The 15,698-nt window shown below is 74.3% G+C and carries 13 protein-coding genes; 6 read left to right on the top strand and 7 right to left on the bottom strand.

The features are described 5' to 3' along the window. Window positions 1-26: 26 nt before the first annotated feature. Window positions 27-1,115, bottom strand: coding sequence for a zinc-binding alcohol dehydrogenase (locus tag DER29_RS15220; RefSeq protein WP_121397931.1), 1,089 nt, complete (start codon window positions 1,113-1,115; stop codon window positions 27-29). Continuing rightward, entirely contained in the window at window positions 1,108-2,115 is a 1,008-nt protein-coding gene (locus tag DER29_RS15215) for a Gfo/Idh/MocA family protein (RefSeq protein ID WP_121399250.1), read from the bottom strand. Before DER29_RS15215 ends, DER29_RS15220 begins: the two co-directional genes overlap by 8 nt. Before the next feature lie 209 nt (window positions 2,116-2,324). Here DER29_RS15215 and DER29_RS15210 point away from each other — a divergent pair, with 209 nt between their 5' ends. The 5 genes from DER29_RS15210 to ctaD all read left to right on the top strand — a co-directional run bounded on the left by DER29_RS15210 (window position 2,325) and on the right by ctaD (window position 8,127). Next, window positions 2,325-3,323, top strand: a complete 999-nt coding sequence (locus tag DER29_RS15210) for a glucosyl-3-phosphoglycerate synthase (RefSeq protein ID WP_370040073.1) — start codon at window positions 2,325-2,327, stop codon at window positions 3,321-3,323. 73 nt (window positions 3,324-3,396) lie between these two features. Next, the gene (locus DER29_RS15205; RefSeq protein ID WP_121397929.1) at window positions 3,397-4,554 is read left to right on the top strand and encodes a glycosyltransferase; all 1,158 of its coding nucleotides are present in this window, start codon (window positions 3,397-3,399) and stop codon (window positions 4,552-4,554) included. Between the two features lie 182 nt (window positions 4,555-4,736). Further along, window positions 4,737-5,189, top strand: a complete 453-nt coding sequence (locus tag DER29_RS15200) for a DUF4383 domain-containing protein (RefSeq protein WP_121399249.1) — start codon at window positions 4,737-4,739, stop codon at window positions 5,187-5,189. 103 nt (window positions 5,190-5,292) lie between these two features. After that, window positions 5,293-6,021: an STAS domain-containing protein gene (locus DER29_RS15195; protein ID WP_121397928.1), complete on the top strand. Its 729-nt coding sequence runs from the start codon at window positions 5,293-5,295 to the stop codon at window positions 6,019-6,021. A 105-nt stretch (window positions 6,022-6,126) separates the two neighbouring features. Beyond that, window positions 6,127-8,127: a cytochrome c oxidase subunit I gene (gene ctaD, locus DER29_RS15190; RefSeq protein ID WP_121397927.1), complete on the top strand. Its 2,001-nt coding sequence runs from the start codon at window positions 6,127-6,129 to the stop codon at window positions 8,125-8,127. A gap of 59 nt (window positions 8,128-8,186) precedes the next feature. Here the strand turns inward: ctaD and DER29_RS15185 are convergent, their stop codons facing one another. Then, window positions 8,187-9,326, bottom strand: a complete 1,140-nt coding sequence (locus tag DER29_RS15185; protein WP_121397926.1) for a SigB/SigF/SigG family RNA polymerase sigma factor — start codon at window positions 9,324-9,326, stop codon at window positions 8,187-8,189. A 228-nt stretch (window positions 9,327-9,554) separates the two neighbouring features. Further along, a complete protein-coding gene (locus DER29_RS15180) occupies window positions 9,555-10,967 on the bottom strand; it encodes a hypothetical protein (RefSeq protein WP_121399248.1) in 1,413 nt (470 codons plus the stop codon). A gap of 223 nt (window positions 10,968-11,190) precedes the next feature. On the opposite strand from DER29_RS15180, the gene DER29_RS15175 reads away from it, so the two are divergent. Next, a complete protein-coding gene (locus DER29_RS15175; RefSeq protein WP_121397925.1) occupies window positions 11,191-11,421 on the top strand; it encodes a CDGSH iron-sulfur domain-containing protein in 231 nt (76 codons plus the stop codon). Between the two features lie 161 nt (window positions 11,422-11,582). Here the strand turns inward: DER29_RS15175 and DER29_RS15170 are convergent, their stop codons facing one another. The 3 genes from DER29_RS15170 to DER29_RS15160 are packed head-to-tail and all read right to left on the bottom strand — an operon-like array spanning window position 11,583 to window position 15,600. Next, window positions 11,583-12,671, bottom strand: coding sequence for an iron-containing redox enzyme family protein (locus DER29_RS15170; RefSeq protein WP_121399247.1), 1,089 nt, complete (start codon window positions 12,669-12,671; stop codon window positions 11,583-11,585). A gap of 51 nt (window positions 12,672-12,722) precedes the next feature. Beyond that, entirely contained in the window at window positions 12,723-14,483 is a 1,761-nt protein-coding gene (locus tag DER29_RS15165) for a thiamine pyrophosphate-binding protein (RefSeq protein WP_121399246.1), read from the bottom strand. Continuing rightward, window positions 14,476-15,600, bottom strand: coding sequence for a Vms1/Ankzf1 family peptidyl-tRNA hydrolase (locus DER29_RS15160; RefSeq protein WP_121397924.1), 1,125 nt, complete (start codon window positions 15,598-15,600; stop codon window positions 14,476-14,478). Before DER29_RS15160 ends, DER29_RS15165 begins: the two co-directional genes overlap by 8 nt. Window positions 15,601-15,698 lie beyond the last annotated feature (98 nt).

Here is a 15,698-nt window from a genome sequence, read left to right as displayed (position 1 = left end):
CACCCGCCCGGGGGCGGCGCCCGACCTCAGACGGTCAGCACCACCTGGAGCTCCTGGCGGCGCCGCTCGGCGAGATCGGTCAGCAGGGTCGGCGCCTCCTCGAACGGCACCACCGCCGAGACGAGGTGCTTGCGGATGACGTCCCCGTACGCGCGCAGCAGGTCGATCGTCTCGGCGGAGAGGCGCTCGCGGTCCCAGGTGGGGGCGAGCCCGCGCGGCACCCGGCCGATCTGCGCGCACCGCAGCGACAGTCCGTTGTGGTGGAACTCCTCACCGAACCGGACCGCGTCCGCGCCGGCCTGGTAGAAGGCCAGGTCGACCACCGCGCCCTGGGGGCGCAGCAGGCGCAGCGCGAGCTGCAACGCCCACGCCTGCCCCCGGCACTGGAACACCACGTCGGCGCCCCGGTCGCCGGGGCCGTGCGCCCAGCGGGTCTTGAGCACCACCGCCGGGTCGTCGGCCTCCGGGTCGAGGGTCTCCAGGCCCAGTGCCTCGGCGACGGCCCGCCGCTGCGGGGTCGGGTCGAGCACCACCACCGAGGCGGCACCGTGCCGCTTGGCGAACAGGGCGGTGAGCAGGGCCACCACCCCGCTGCCGACGACCGCGACCCGGCGGCCCCGCACCCCGTCGCCCAGCGACCGCACGTCGGTGCCGTGCAGGTCGGCGGCGGCGTGCAGCACCCCGTTGGCGCAGATCGGCCCCATGTGCGCGACGTAGACGCCGAGCAGCGGGTCGAGGTCCTCGGGCAGCGGCACGAACCGCTCGGCGACCGGGTCGGCGACCCAGCCGGTGCGGTGGCCGTACGTCATCGCGCCGACGGTGCCCACGGCGACGGCCGGCGTACGGCTCTCCACCACCCGGCCGACCTGCATGTAGCCCAGCCGGGTGACCGGGTACGGGGTACTGGCCGCGCCCGGCTGGAAGAGCCCGAGGTCGGCGTTCCAGGTGACGTTGAGGTAGGGGTTGGTGCCCTTGACGTAGCTGAGTTCGGTGCCCGCGGAGACGCCGCTGAACAGCGTCTCGACCCGGAACGTGCCGTCGGTCAGCTCAACGGCGTCCTGCTCGACCAGCTCCACCCGCCCCGGGCCGCTGACCACCACCACGCGGTCACGCATCGACGGTCACCCCCGTGGCGACCGGCGCGGCGACGGGCGCGTCCAGCCGTACGGGCCGGCCGGTGCGGGCGGAGTCGGCGACCGCGAGGGCGAGCCGCTGGGTGCCGAGGGCCTCGGCGTACGGGACGCGGACGTCGTCGCCGACGCCCCGGACCGCGTCGACGAAGGCCCGGTCCACGGCCACCCGGGCGGCCTCGGGGTCGGCGTCGAAGCGGCGTTCGCCGTCGGCGTCGCGCACGACCAACCCGTCCTCGCTGAGCGAGAGGGCCAGCCCGTCGGCGAGGATCTCCAGTCCGGCGCGGTGCTTCCAACCGAGGACGCAGGCGGCGGTGAGCGTGCCGACCGCGCCGCCGGCGAAGCGCAGCGTCGCGGTGGTCACCGAGTCGATGTCGGCGCCGTCGACGGGCGGTGGGGTGCCGTTGCCGTACGCGGTGACCTCGGTGGCCTCGCCGACCAGGCACCGGACCAGGTCCAGCACGTGGGCGGCCTGCTCGACCACCGGGCCGCCGGAGCGGTCGCGCCGCGACCACCAGGCCACCGGGGGCACCTTGTCCCACCACGCGCCGCTGACCATCCGCACCGGCCGGTCGCCGACCAGCTCGCGGGCCTGCTGCACCACCGGCAGGTACCGCCAGTGGTGCCCGACGCCGGTGAGCAGCCCCCGCCGGCCCACCAGGTCGGCGATCCGCTCGGCGGTCACCAGGTCCACGGCGACCGGCTTCTCCACGAACATCGGCACCCCGGCGGCGACGACCGCCTCCTCGGCCGGCCCGTGGGCGAACGGCGGCACGCAGACGTAGACCGCGTCCGGCCCGGCGGCCAGCAGCTCGTCGACGTCGTCGAAGGTGCGGGCCCCGTGCGCCTGCGCCAGTTCCGCCGCCGCCTCCGGCACCACGTCGGTCACCCCGAGCAGCTCCACGTCCGCGAAGCCGTCCAACACCCGGGCGTGGCGTTGCGCCACCCCGCCGGCCCCAACCAGTCCCACCCGGCACGTGCGCATGAAGAGCCCCTTCGCCACAGTTTCGCGTTCGGCACTGCACTCCCCCCGCGTCGACGCAACCAAACGTTCACCAGGGCGGAACCCGGTCACGTCACTGTCGTGATCAAGCTGTTAGGCATGCTGCGGTTAGCGCGAGCGCGGTAGTGGGAAAAACAGGGAAGGTTTCTTTCCGCCACGATCTGGGGGTGCCTGTGCGGAACATGGAAACGATGGTGTCACCGGTGGTGGAGGCGTGGGCCACCTACCGCACCACGTCGGCGGGGGACTGGCCGGCGCGGCGCCTGATCCGCGCCAAGGGCGACAGCAGGGTCAGCGTGGTCCTGCCGGCCCGCAACGAGGAGGCGACGGTCGGCGCGATCGTGTCGACGATCCGCGAGCACCTGATGGAACGGGTGGCGCTGGTCGACGAGCTGATCGTGGTGGACTCGCGGTCCACCGACCGCACCGCCAAGGTGGCCCGCGCCGCCGGCGCCGAGGTGGTCAGCCAGGACGCGATGACCCGGGGCCTGCCCCGGCTGACGGGCAAGGGCGACGCGCTCTGGGCGGGACTGGCCGCGGCCGAGGGTGACGTCGTGGCGTTCATCGACGCCGACCTGCGCGAGTTCCGCCCGCACTTCGTGACGGGGCTGATCGGTCCCCTGCTGACCGATCCCTCGGTGGACTTCGTGAAGGGCTTCTACCACCGCCCGCTGGTCGGGGCGTCGAGCGTGGAGGCCGACGGCGGCGGGCGGGTGACGGAGCTGATGGCCCGGCCGATGCTGAACCTGTTCTGGCCCGAGCTGGCGGGCTTCGTGCAGCCCCTCGCCGGCGAGTACGCCGGCCGCCGGGAGGTGCTGGAGCGGGTGCCGTTCGTCTCCGGATACGGGGTCGAGACGGCGATGCTCATCGACCTGCTCGAGCTGGTCGGGCTGGACGCGCTGGCCCAGGTGGACCTGGGCGAGCGCAAGCACCGCCACCAGGACACCGCCGCGCTGGGCCGGATGTCGGCCCAGATCATGCTCACCGCCTGGTCGCGGTTGCAGCGGCGCGGCTGGGCGGCACCGGGCGCGATGCCCGCCGCCCTGCTGACCCAGTTCCGACGCGGCGGTTCCGACGCCCTGCCGAACCTGGACCGGGAGATCGTCGTCAGCGACGTCTCCGTCGAGGAGCGGCCGCCCCTGGCCGAGCTGCGGCACCGGATCCCCCGCCGACGGGTCGCCGCGGCGTGACCACGCGACCCCCCGTGACCGCGAACGACCGGGCGCGGACGGCCCAGGCCCCCGCCGAGGGAAGGAATCCCGCATGAGCCTCACCGTCCTGATGAACGCCGGTCCGTGGCTGTCCGTGCCGCCGCCCGGCTACGGCGGCATCGAGAACGTGATCGCGACGCTGGTGCCGGAGCTGCGCCGCCTCGGCGTCCGGGTGGTGCTCGCGTCGGTCGACAGCAGCACCCTTCCGGTGGACGAGAAGTTCTCCGTCTTCCCCGACGGGCAGTTCCACGCCCTGCAACGGCCCTACAACCAGGTCTGCGGCATCTCGCAGGCACACCTGAACGGGGTGGTGCGGGCGCTGCACTCGCGCGACGACATCGACCTGGTGCACGACCACGTGGAGGCGGTCGGCCTGGCGACGCTCGCCGCGATGGGCCCGGACGCCCCGCCGGCCCTGCACACGCTGCACTGGGACCTGGCCAAGCACCCGGCGCTCTACGGCAACGTCGACGGCGGCGACCGGGTCCGGGTCAACGGGGTCTCCGCCTCGCAGCTGGCCCGCGCGCCCCGGGCGTTGCGGGAGCACTCGGTGGGCCACGTGCACCTGTCCACCCCGCTCGCCGTCGACGCGGACCGGCGGCCCCGGGCGGAGAAGGGCGACTACCTGATCATCCTGGGCCGGATCAACCCGGGCAAGGGCCAGGACGTGGGCGCGCGCCTCGCCCGGCGGGTGGGGGTGCCGCTGGTGCTCGCCGGGCCCGTCGGCCCGTACCACCGGCCGGAGGACCTGGCCGCCGCCGGGGACGAGGCCCGGCAGAACCCGGACGTCCGGTTCTTCTACGACGAGGTGGCGCCGCACGTCGACGGCGACCTGGTCCGCTGGGTGGGCACCGTGGCCGGGCAGGAACGCGACGACCTGCTGGCCGGTGCCCGGGCCTCGCTGTTCCCGCTGCGGTGGGAGGAGCCGGGCGGCACTGCGGTGGTGGAGTCGCTGGCCCTGGGCACGCCGGTGGTGGCCACCGCCCGGGGCTGCCTGCCCGAGCTGATCGAGCACGGCCGCACCGGCCTGCTCACCACCGACGAGGAGGAACTGGGCGACCTGCTGCTGGCCGCGAATCTGCTGGATCCGGACGAGTGCCGGCGCGAGGCCGCCGTCCGCTTCACCCCCGCGGTGATGGCCGAGAAGTACGTGGGTCTCTACGAGCGGGTCCGTCAGCTCGCCGCCGCCCCGCGCCTGCAACCGGCCTGACCGGCGATCGCGCGTCCCGGGGCCGGCCCGCCGTCACGGTGGGCCGGCCCCGGTTTCCGTGCCGGCGCCCGGACGGGTGAATCGGGGCGATCGGTCGGCGGCGGGGTTTGGCGGTGGGAGCAGCGGGAAGGCGCCATCCGCTCAGCGTTCCGCACAGTGAGGAGACTGCGGTGACCGGTCCCATGGCGCGCTCCCGCGCCCGGCACAACCCGGCTGACGGCAGGGCTCCCGTCCGGCGGGCCGCCACCGCCGTGGCGGTGGTCTTCCTCCTGGTCGGCGTGCTCGGCTTCGTGCCGGGCATCACGAGCAACTTCGGCGACCTGCGCTTCGCCGGGCACGACTCCGACGCCAAGTTGCTCGGCCTGTTCCAGGTCTCGGTGCTGCACAACATCGTCCACCTGCTCTTCGGGGTGGCGGGGCTGCTGCTGGCCCGCACCGTCACGGGCGCGCGGACGTACCTGGTCGGCGGCGGCGCGATCTACCTGGTGCTCTGGCTCTACGGCCTGGTGATCGACCACGACAGCGGGGCCAACTTCATCCCGGTCAACAACGCCGACAACTGGCTGCACCTGTTCCTCGGCCTGGGCATGATCGCGCTCGGCATCCTGACGACGCGGGGCCGCACCCGTCGATGACGCACCGTGACCGGCCGGGGCGCGACGCCCCGGCCGGTCCGTTTGGCCCTCCCCGCGTCCGGGTAGTTCCCAGATTCCCGACGACGCGAAACGAGGACGCCCGATGCCGAGCCGGATCACCTGCGAGGTGCACGACGAGTCGCCGGTGACCGTCGTACGCCTTCGTGGCGACCTCGACCTCGGCACGATGCGCACGGTGCACGACGCGCTGGACGGCTACCTCGCCAGCCAGCCCGACGCGCTCGTGGTCGACCTCACCGACGTCACCGTCCGTGACCGGCTCGCCCTCTCGGTCTTCGCCGCCATCGCCCGCCGGGCGGCCGGCTGGCCGGCGGTGCCCGTCGTGCTGTGCGCCCCGCCGGGCGAGGCGGCGACCTGGCTGGCCCAGTCGACGGCCTGCCGCGTGGTGCCCGTGCGCCGCGACTGCGACGAGGCGACCCGGGTGGCGAACGCGGCGGCGGCGCCCCGGCTGCGGGCCCGGCTAGAACCGGTGGCGGAGGCCTGCCGGCGGGCGCGGGAGCTGGTCACCGACGCGTGCGCCCGCTGGAACCTGCCGGAGACCGTCGGGCCGGCGTCGCTGGTGCTCAGCGAGCTGGTCGGCAACGTCGTCCGGCACGCCGGCACGCCGATGCAGGTGACGCTGACCCTGCGCCGGCCGTACCTGCACGTGGTGGTCGCCGACGGCAGCCGGACCGCGGTCCGGGCCGGCGTCGCCGACCTGCGGGCCGAGGGCGGCCGGGGACTGATGCTCGTCCGCGAGACGGCCCAGCGGTGGGGCAGCGCCCCGGCCGGCGACGGGAAGGTCGTCTGGGCCATACTGCCCGCGAATTGACCGGATTTACCACTCTCGCCTGAATATCCGCTGTCGCCTGGTTTCATGGGGTGAGGGGCGGGTAGCCGCGCCGTCCTATCTGTCGTCTGGCGGGGTGAGAGTCACATGCCCAAGCGGGTAACCACGGAACCACGCGACCGAGGACCGGCGATCCTGGCGCCGGCACGCTTCGGTGGCTACCCCGGGCCGCTGCGCAAGGCGCTCCCCGGCGGCAAACTGACCCGGTTCCTGGCCACCACCGACCACAAGCAGATCGGCCTGCTCTACCTGCTGAGCTCGTTCGGCTTCTTCCTGGTCGCCGGAATCCAGGCGATGCTGATGCGGGCCGAACTGGCCCGGCCCGGCATGCAGATCCTCTCCGCCGAGCAGTACAACCAGCTCTTCACCTCGCACGGCGCGGTCATGCTGCTGCTGTTCGCCACCCCGGCGGCGTTCGGGTTCGCCAACTACATCGTGCCGATCCAGATCGGCGCCCCCGACGTGTCGTTCCCCCGGCTCAACGCCCTCGCGTACTGGCTCTACCTGTTCGGCGGCCTGATGGTGCTCGGCGGCTTCCTCACCCCGGGCGGCTCCGCCGACTTCGGGTGGACCGCGTACTCGCCGCTGAGCAGCCAGGAGCACTCCCCCGGCGTCGGCGCCAACATGTGGGTGATCGGCCTGGTGGTCTCGGGACTGGGCACCATCCTCGGGGCGGTCAACCTGATCACCACGATCCTCACCCTGCGCGCGCCGGGCATGACCATGTTCCGGATGCCGATCTTCACCTGGAACATGCTCTTCACCAGCGTGCTGGTCATCCTGGTGTTCCCGCTGCTCGCCGCCGCGCTGCTGGCGCTCGCCGCGGACCGGCTGCTCAACGCCCACGTCTACGACCCGATGACCGCCGGCCCGATGCTCTACCAGCACCTGTTCTGGTTCTTCGGCCATCCCGAGGTCTACATCATCGCGCTGCCGTTCTTCGGCATCATCACCGAGATCATCCCCGTCTTCGCCCGCAAGCCGATCTTCGGCTACACCGGCCTGGTGCTCGCCACCATCGCGATCACCGTGCTGTCGATGACCGTGTGGGCGCACCACATGTTCGCCACCGGCCAGGTGCTGCTGCCGTTCTTCAGCATCCTGAGCTACCTGATCGCGGTGCCCACCGGGGTGAAGTTCTTCAACTGGATCGGCACCATGTGGAAGGGGCAGATCACCTTCGAGACGCCGATGCTCTTCGCGATCGGCTTCCTGGTCACCTTCCTCTTCGGCGGTCTCACCGGGGTGCTGCTGGCCAGCCCGCCGGCGGACTGGCACACCCACGACACGTACTTCGTCGTCGGGCACTTCCACTACGTGCTGTTCGGCACGGTGGTCTTCGCGCTCTTCGGCGGCTTCTACTTCTGGTGGCCGAAGATGACCGGGCGGCTGCTGGACGACCGCCTCGGCAAGGCCCACTTCTGGACCATGTTCCTCGGCTTCCACGGCACCTTCCTCGTGCAGCACTGGCTGGGCAACGAGGGCTTCCCCCGCCGGTACGCCGACTACCTGCCGAACGACGGGTTCACCGCCCTGAACACCTTCTCCAGCATCTCCGCCTTCGTGCTCGGCGCGTCCACGCTCTTCTTCATGTGGAACGCCTGGAAGTCCTGGCGCTACGGGGCGATGGTGAACGTCGACGACCCGTGGGGCTTCGGCAACTCGCTGGAGTGGGCCACCACCTGCCCGCCGCCGCTGCGCAACTTCGACCGGATGCCCCGCATCCGCTCCGAGCGGCCCGCCTTCGACGCCAAGTACGGCCCGCTCGTCGCCGACCTCGGTCGGGACCTGCCCCAGCGCAGCACCAAGCCGCCGCAGGACTTCCGCGACGAGTTGCACCGCGAGAAGCACGTGCCCGAGGCGCCGGCCGCCGAGGGGGCGCACGGCGCGCGGGAGGCCACCGAGTACCAGCCGGCCCCGCAGTCCGGGGCCAGGCCGGTGGACGTCCCCGAGCCGAACGACATCCGTCGGCCCAGCTTCGAGCAGACCGACGAGCCGGAGGAGACCCGCCTCGGCGCCGACCGGGAGCCGCAGGCCAACGACCGCTGGCGGCACCCGCGCGGGCCCGGCGACACCCCCGAGCGCTGAGCGGGCGTACGCGCGGAGAGGGCCGGCACCCGCGGGGTGCCGGCCCTCTCGCGACGTGCTCAGCCCTCGCGGGCCGCCGCCAGGCCCGCCGCCGTGAGCGAGCGGCGCACGGCCGGCTGGACGCGGGTCAGCCGCAGCGGGACCCCCGTGCGGGCGGCGGCCTCGCGGCCCGCCATCAGCGCGGCGATGCCGCCGGCGTCGAAGCCCCCGGCGCCCACCAGGTCGACCACCACCTCGGCGGGTTGCCCGGTCACCGCCTCCAGCATCGCCCGGCGGAGCTGGTCCGCGCCGTCCCGGTCGACCTCCCCGCCGACCTCCACGACCACCCGGTCGCCGTTGTGCCGCACCGAGATCCTGGTCTTCGCCGGCTCCGACTCGGCGGCCCCGTTCTGCCACGGCGGCGGGGCGTCGGCGAGCATCGCCTGGCGCAGCCAGGTCAGCGCCCGGGACAGCAGCCGGGACACGTGCATCTGGGAGATGCCGAAGCGGGCGGCGATCTCCGCCTGGGTCTGGTTGCCGTAGAAGCGCATGGCCAGGATGCGCCGCTCCCGCCAGGGCAGCCGGTGCAGCAGCCCGCTGACCGTCACCCGGTCGTCGACGGATTCCAGCGCGTTGTCGGACTCGCCGACCAGGTCGCCGAACTCGGCCGAGCTCTCCCCGCCGACGGGGGCGTTCAGCGAGGCCGGGCTGTAGCCGGCGGCCGACTCCAGCGCGGCGAGGATCTCCTCCTGCGGCGTCTCCAGCCGCTCCGCCAGCTCGGCCACCGTCGGGGCCCGGGACAGCTCGCTGGTCAGCGCGGAGGTAGCCTGCCCGACCTCCAGGATCAGGTCGCGCAGCCGGCGCGGCACGTGCACGCCCCAGGTCCGGTCGCGGAAGTGCCGCTTGATCTCGCCGACGATGGTGATGGCCGCGTACGCGGTGAAGGAGCCCCGCTCCGGGTCGTACCGGTCGACGGCGTTGACCAGGCCCAGCCGGGCGACCTGCTCCAGGTCCTCCAGCGGCTCGCCCCGCCCCCGGTAGCGGCGGGCCAGCCGGCCCGCGAACGGCAGGGCGAACCGGACCAGGTCGTCACGCGCCTCCTGGCGTCGTTCGGGCGGTAGGCCCTCGATCCGGGCCGCGTACGCCAGTGCGGCCGCGTCGAGGTCCTCCAGGCCCCGATCGGTCGGAGGTGGTGTGGTCGTGGTGGTCTGTCCGAACATCCGCGCCTCCCTCAGGAAGGTCCCCCGCCCGGATTCAGGAAACCGGTCGTGCGCGCGCGTGGTCGCACCACGCCCGGGCCGGAAAATGGGTCACATGACTGGGATGTCAGCGGGCGACGGCGCCACGCCGGACGGCGTGATCAGGCCGTCGCAGCCAGCGGTGTTCCCGCTCCGTAGGTACTCAATCACGGGACCCGGGGTTCGCGAGGATGTTTCGAAAGGGCCGACTCAACAGACCAGTAATCCCTGGTCGCCGCCGCCGTCGCGCAGTGCCGCGAGGGCCTCGGGGACGGTCATCGGCGGTGGCGTCGGCAGGTCGTACGGCTGTGCCCGCAGCACCTCCGTCGCCCGGCGGGTGGGCACAGAGGTGATCGGGTAGCCGCGTGCCGAGGTGCGGTCCAGCGCCCGCCGGCGGCGCCCGAAGCCGGCGACGGCCAGCCACTGCGGCAGCCCGGCCAGCGCCGGCGACCGCAGGCCGGGTGGCTCGGGCAGCACGTCCACCGAGCTGAACGGCTCGCTCCCGGCGAGCCACCACTCGACCCCCTCGACGCTGCGCCGGGTGGCGTTCTCGCACCAGTACGGCACCATCCCGGCGCGCACCACCTGCCACGGGTCGAGCAGCCGGCCGCACTCCACCACCAGCCGGTCGCCGGTCTTGCCGGCCGCGCGCAGCCAACGCCGGTACAGGTCCGCGGTCGCGGCGCTGAGCGCCTCCGGCCGTGGCACGAGGACCCGGTGCAGCGGGTGGCCGTGCCCGGCGGTCCACTCCTGGACGCCGGCCTCGAAACCGGACTCCACGCCGTGTTCCGCCGGCTCGGGCGGCGCGGCGACCTCCGGCGGCTCCCAGTGCGCGCCGTCCCCGCCGGCCGAGCGGAGCACCTGGCGCAGGGCGTGGCTGTCCGGGTGGAAGTCGACCGGGTCGAGGCCACTGCCCGGGCAGCCGACCTGGAAGCTGTGCCCCGGGGCGGAGTCGAACACCGGCCAGGTGCGGGCGTCGCGCAGCAGCAGCACCGGGGCGCCGGGCTCCAGCCGGTCGGCCAGGAACCGCGCGTACGCGGCCGGCAGGGACCGCCACCGGGCCGCCAGCGACACCGTGGCGCCGGCCAACGCGCCCCGGCTGGCGGGGCAGTGCACCTGCCGGACGTGCAGGTCGGCGTTGCCGCCGAGGAGCCGGGCGGTGAGCGCGGCGCCGTGGTCCAGGGCGGCCTGCGGCCGGTCGACGGCGCCCTGCGCCCAGTGCACGGTCATCTCGAACCCGGCCGGCAGCCAGGGCACGCCGAGCGCCATCGCCAGGTGCGCGAGCGCGCCGTGCGGGGAGCCGATCAGGGCGCCGGGGTAGCGGCGGCGCGGGTACTGGTCGGTGAACCAGCGGGCGACCCGGCCCGCGTCGACCTCGGCGGTCTGGCCGGGGGTGAGCGCCACCCGGCCGGCCGCCCGGATCAGCGCCGCCCGGCGCACCGGCTCGGGCGCGCCGACGAACCGCGACAGCGGTCCCGGGTGTCCCGGATGTCCCAGGTCGGCGCAGTCGGTGCCGCGCAGCGCCCGCGCGGTGGCGGCCACCAGGACCCGCGCGGCACTGCCGGCCGCCACGACCCGGTCGCCCGCCAGCCCGGCGCCCTCGGCCGTGAGCCCCTTGCGCACCTTGGGCCCCGGCTCCACCTTGCCTCGTTCGCTCACCACGCGGCCCGGCTTCCCGTCCCGATGGGGTTCAAACGGGGCATCCCCCACCGGGCGGGAGTAATCAGAAGATCCCGGGCGGGCCGCCGCCGAGCCGCCCAACCGGGCGACGACGCCGGTCGACCGTCGCGACGGCACGCCGGTGAGCAGGGGTTTCAGTGCCGGAGCAAGGGGCACTTCAGCGCCCATGCGCACCGACGACGACACTCCCGCGGCGGCCACCATCACCCCCTACCAGGACGGGCCGTTGCTGGTCCGGGGCGACTTCGCCCTGGTCACCCCCGACGGGGAGACGATCGACGCGCGGCGGGGCACGGTGGCCCTGTGCCGCTGCGGGAAGTCGGCGCTCAAGCCGTTCTGCGACGGCACCCACAAGGCCGTCAACTTCCGCGCCGGCACCACCCGCGAAACCCCCTGACCACCCCGCTGTTTCCCCACCCCTGCATGTCGATCTTGCAGTTGTGGTGGGCGGAGAGCAGCGTCCCGCGGCCTTTGCGGGGCACCACAACTGCATGATCGACGGCCATCACCGCCCCGGGGGCGGGGCGCGGGTGGGGCGGGTGGGGTGGGAGGCGGGGGTCAGGCTACGGCGGCGGGGAGGTCGGCGGGGCGCGGGCGGTCGCGCAGGTCGATTCGGATCGGTGCGGCGGTGGGGCGCAGGGAGGTGCGGCCGGCGGTCCAGGCGTCCAGCAGGTGCGCGGCGAAGAGCCGGTCCACCGCCAGCGCGGCGGCGGCGCCGAAGAGGACGTCCGGGGCGAGCCCCGGCTCCACCCGGACCAGTCCCCCACAGAGGTCGTGCGCGGCGATCTGCTCGTGCACCGCGTCGGCCTCCACGTGCTCGTCGTAGAAGCGGGTGGCCCGCGCGTCCAGGCCGAGGCGGCGCAGCCCGTTGCCGTAGCGGCGGTTCGGCAGCGAGGAGGTCATCTCGTACGCGGCGAGGTGCCCCAGCAGCGCGCCGCGCAGCCGCCGGTGCAACCCGAACAGCGACATGAGGTTGTTGGTGGCCAGGGTGACCGCCGGCACGGCGTCCAGGTGGGCGGCGTAGCCGGTGTCCAGGCCCAGCTCGTCCAGGGTGACCCGGAACAGCTCGGCGTGCATCCGGTCCAGCCGCCCGTTGCCGTACTCGTCCATCTGGATCTCCACCAGGGCGGCCTTCGCCGGCCCGCCGAGGCGCGGCAGGGCCCAGCTGTGCGGGTCGGCCTCGCGCAGGTGGTAGATCGAGCGGTGGGTGACGAACTCCCGGAACTGGGCCAGCGACGCCCGGCGTTGCAGATAGCCGGCGAGCGAGGGCCCGTCGTCGGCGGCGACCACGTCGGCCAGGGCCGCCGGCACCCCGCCGGGCAGCGCCGTCGGCAGGGGTCCCACCAGCGCGCGCACCGCCGCCTCGAAGTGCCGTTCGGCGTACGCGCGCAGCGCGAGCAGGGACGGCTGCCACTCCCAGCCCTCGTCGACGCCCCGCCAGCCGCGGTAGTGCAGCTCGTAGCAGCAGAAGAGGGTGAGCTGAAGGTCCTCGTCGGTGAGCGGGTCGGCCGGGTCGAGCCCGTCGCCGAGCCCCGCCGGGAGGTCGTGCGGCGCCCGCCGCAGCGCGTCCAGCAGCGCCGCCGAGACCGGTCCACGGGGCTGCGGCAGGGGCGCGGGACCGTACCGGCGATCCGGGGACTCGGACAAGGTGACCTCCAACGTCGTACTGCCCGTCCTCAGTGCCCGTCGGGTGGGCCGTTAAACGAGGTCGTCGACCTCCACGGCCACCCCGGCGGCGAGCATGCGGTCGCGCACCCGTCGGGCGGCGTCGCCCTCGGCGAACACCTCGCGCAGGTCCGCGAACGCGGGCTCGGGCGGCGCCAGCCGCACCGCCGGGTCGACCACCGCCTCCAGTACGCAGGGCCGGTCGGCGGCCAGCGCCTCGTCCCAGGCCGCCCCCACCAGCTCCGGCCGGTCCACCCGCACCCCGTGCAGGCCGAGCAGGCGCGCCCAGCCGGCGTACGGCACATCGGGTCGGCGGAGCGTCGGGGCGGTGGGCGTACGGCCGCCGCCCATGCCGGAGTGGTCCCGGTTGTTGAGCACCAGCACCACCAGGCGGGGATCGCGCCACTCCCGCCAGTGGTGCGCCACGGTGATCAGCTCCGCCAGCCCGTTGAGCTGCATCGCGCCGTCGCCGAGCAGGGCGATCACGGGCTGGTCCGGGGCGGCGAGCTTGGCCGCCACGGCGTACGGCAGGGCACAGCCCATCGAGCCGAGCGTGCCGCAGAGCTGGGCGGTGACGCCCGGGGGCAGTTCCAGGTGCCGGGCGTACCAGTACATGACCGATCCGACGTCCACCGCCACCGCCCCGCGGCGCGGGATCCGGGTGGAGAGTTCGTGCAGCACGAGCTGCGGGTTCACCGGCTCGGCGGGGGCGGCGGCCCGGTCCGCCCGCTCGGCCCGCCACCGGTCGACCGAGCCCTCGACGGTCTCCCGCCACCGGGCGTTCGGCCGGTCGGGCACGCGGGCCAGCAACGCCCGCAGCGTCTCCTGGGCGTCGCCCACGAGCGGCACGTCCACCGGGTAGCGGGTGCCGATCCGGCGCCCGTCGATGTCGATCTGCACCGTGCGCGCCTGCCCCGGCATCGGGAAGTAGTCCGTCCACGGGTCGTTCGTGCCGACCAGCAGCAGCGTGTCGCAGCCGCCCATCAGCTCGGCGGCGGCCGGGGTGCCGACCTCGCCGAGCACGCCGGCGTGGAAGGGCAGCCGCTCGTCGAGCACCGGCTTGCCCAGCAGCGAGGCCGCCACCCCGGCGCCGAGCCGGTCGGCGAGGGCGACGATCTCTCCGGCCGCGCCCCGGCCGCCCTGGCCGACCAGGATCGCGGTCCGCTGGCCGTTGGCGAACAGCTGGGCGGCCGCGTCCAGGTCGGCGTCGTGCGGCAGGACCCGCGCCAGCGGCTCCCCCGGCGTCGCCGAGAGCACCCCGGCCGCGTGCGACTGCAGGTCGGGCACGGTGGCCTCCTGCAACTGGCGCGGCAGCACCACGCAGACCGGGCTGCGGGTGGCGGCGGCGGTTCGGAACGCCTGGTCGAGCAGGGCCGGCACCCCGTCGGGGACGCGGCCGTAGCGGACGAACTGGTTGCAGGCGTCGGCGAACAGCCGGCTCAGCCCGATCTCCTGGTGGGCGGCGCCGAGCGGACCCGAAACGTCCTCGCCGACGATCGCCACCACCGGCTTGCTGTCCAGCTTGGCGTCGTAGAGGCCGTTGAGCAGCTGGACGGCGCTCGGCCCCTGGGTGGCCAGGCAGACCCCGATCCCGCCGGTGAACTTGGCGTGCCCGGTGGCCATGTAGGAGGCGGTCTCCTCGTGCCGGGCCGGCACGAACGCCGGGTCCCCGCCCGAGGCGTCCAACGCCTCGACCACCGGGGCGATGGCCTCCCCGGGGTAGCCGAAGACCCGCGGCACCCGCCAGGCGCGCAGTCGCTCGACCACCAGGTCGGCCACCGTACGCTCAGCCATCGCCACGCCCCGGCGTGCCGGCGTCGACGTACCGCAGCACCGCGCCGACGCCGTCGGTCAACTCCGGCGCCTCGTCCGGACCCAGCACGGTCAGCTCGGCGTCGGTGCCGACCAGCGCGCGCACGAGGGCGGCGTCGGCGCGGACCTTCTCCGGGTCGCGTACGGACATGGCGGCGAGCTGCCCCGGGTCGGTGGCGATCTCGGTCGGGTCCGGCCCGATCCAGAGTTCCCCAGTGGCGGACGGGTCGTCGACGATCAGCATCGTCTCGACCTGGTTGCGTTGCAGGGCGGACACCACGGCGTCCAGCCCGGCGCCGACGTCCTCCTGCATGCCGAACCGGTCCAGCACTGCGGAGATCCGCTGGTCGGCCACCTCGGCGATGGTCTGCACCGTGAGGTCGTCGAGCAGGCTCTGGTCGGCGCCGCCGCCCCGGGACCCGGCGTCGGTGCGGACCATCAGGTCCTGCCAGCGTTCCGGCATCTGGGCGGCGATCACGCCGGTGGCGCGCACGTCGCCGGCGACCACCACCACCTCCGCGCCGACCTTCTCGGCCAGCTCCACCGTGGCCGCGGTGACGTCGCCCGCGTTGTGGTGCCAGGCCTCCATCGCGGCCCGCTGGTGGTGCGACTGCGACCAGCCGCCGGGCTGCACCCGACGCAGTTGGAAGTCCTCCCGGCCGGTCACGTGGGCGCGGCGCGGCACGCCGCCGGCGCTGATCGCCATGGCGTCGGCACCGGTGCGGTCGGCCAGCACCCGCACCCAGGCGACCTGCTCGCCGCGCTGCGCCAGCATGGGCATCACGTGCGGCAGCGAGGTGTACGCGGCCAGGTCCCGCAGCGGCGGGGCGGAGAGGTACTCCGACAGCACCACCCGGCCCCGGGCGCCGAAGACCGCCAGCCCGTAGCTGCCGGGCATCGGATCGTGGCCCCGGACGACGCGTTCGACGGCGTCGATGGTGTCCACGTCGGCGCGCTGCTGCTGAAGTTGTTGACGCAGGGCCCGCCAGCGCAGATCGAGCGCCGGGTGGGCGTCCTCGGTGTTGGCGGACGCGTCCAGGTACACCGAGACCCACGGTCCCGGCCGGTCGTAGAGCGGGCGCAGGAAGGACAGCTGCATGCTCGACCCCTTTCCAGCTCGGCCCCCCGCTTACCCGCGCCGCTGCGGTTGTCACCTGGCCCGCCGCGAGCGCGTGAGGGCATTTCATTCATGTCGTT

Origin of the sequence: Micromonospora sp. M71_S20 (assembly GCF_003664255.1) — a bacterium.
Classification (GTDB): Bacteria; Actinomycetota; Actinomycetes; order Mycobacteriales; family Micromonosporaceae; genus Micromonospora.
The sequence above is the reverse complement of the archived record's forward strand: the minus strand, read 5'-3'. Positions and strand labels throughout refer to the sequence as shown.

Excerpts from the sequence above, each read along its gene's own strand:
- DER29_RS15200 (WP_121399249.1), top strand. The coding sequence starts at position 4,737 with ATGGCGCGCTCCCGCGCCCGGCACAACCCGGCTGACGGCAGGGCTCCC.
- DER29_RS15215 (WP_121399250.1), bottom strand. The coding sequence starts at position 2,115 with ATGCGCACGTGCCGGGTGGGACTGGTTGGGGCCGGCGGGGTGGCGCAA.
- DER29_RS15220 (WP_121397931.1), bottom strand. The coding sequence starts at position 1,115 with ATGCGTGACCGCGTGGTGGTGGTCAGCGGCCCGGGGCGGGTGGAGCTG.
- DER29_RS15175 (WP_121397925.1), top strand. The coding sequence starts at position 11,191 with ATGCGCACCGACGACGACACTCCCGCGGCGGCCACCATCACCCCCTAC.
- DER29_RS15195 (WP_121397928.1), top strand. The coding sequence starts at position 5,293 with ATGCCGAGCCGGATCACCTGCGAGGTGCACGACGAGTCGCCGGTGACC.
- DER29_RS15205 (WP_121397929.1), top strand. The coding sequence starts at position 3,397 with ATGAGCCTCACCGTCCTGATGAACGCCGGTCCGTGGCTGTCCGTGCCG.
- DER29_RS15165 (WP_121399246.1), bottom strand. The coding sequence starts at position 14,483 with ATGGCTGAGCGTACGGTGGCCGACCTGGTGGTCGAGCGACTGCGCGCC.
- DER29_RS15185 (WP_121397926.1), bottom strand. The coding sequence starts at position 9,326 with ATGTTCGGACAGACCACCACGACCACACCACCTCCGACCGATCGGGGC.
- DER29_RS15210 (WP_370040073.1), top strand. The coding sequence starts at position 2,325 with ATGGTGTCACCGGTGGTGGAGGCGTGGGCCACCTACCGCACCACGTCG.
- ctaD (WP_121397927.1), top strand. The coding sequence starts at position 6,127 with ATGCCCAAGCGGGTAACCACGGAACCACGCGACCGAGGACCGGCGATC.
- DER29_RS15160 (WP_121397924.1), bottom strand. The coding sequence starts at position 15,600 with ATGCAGCTGTCCTTCCTGCGCCCGCTCTACGACCGGCCGGGACCGTGG.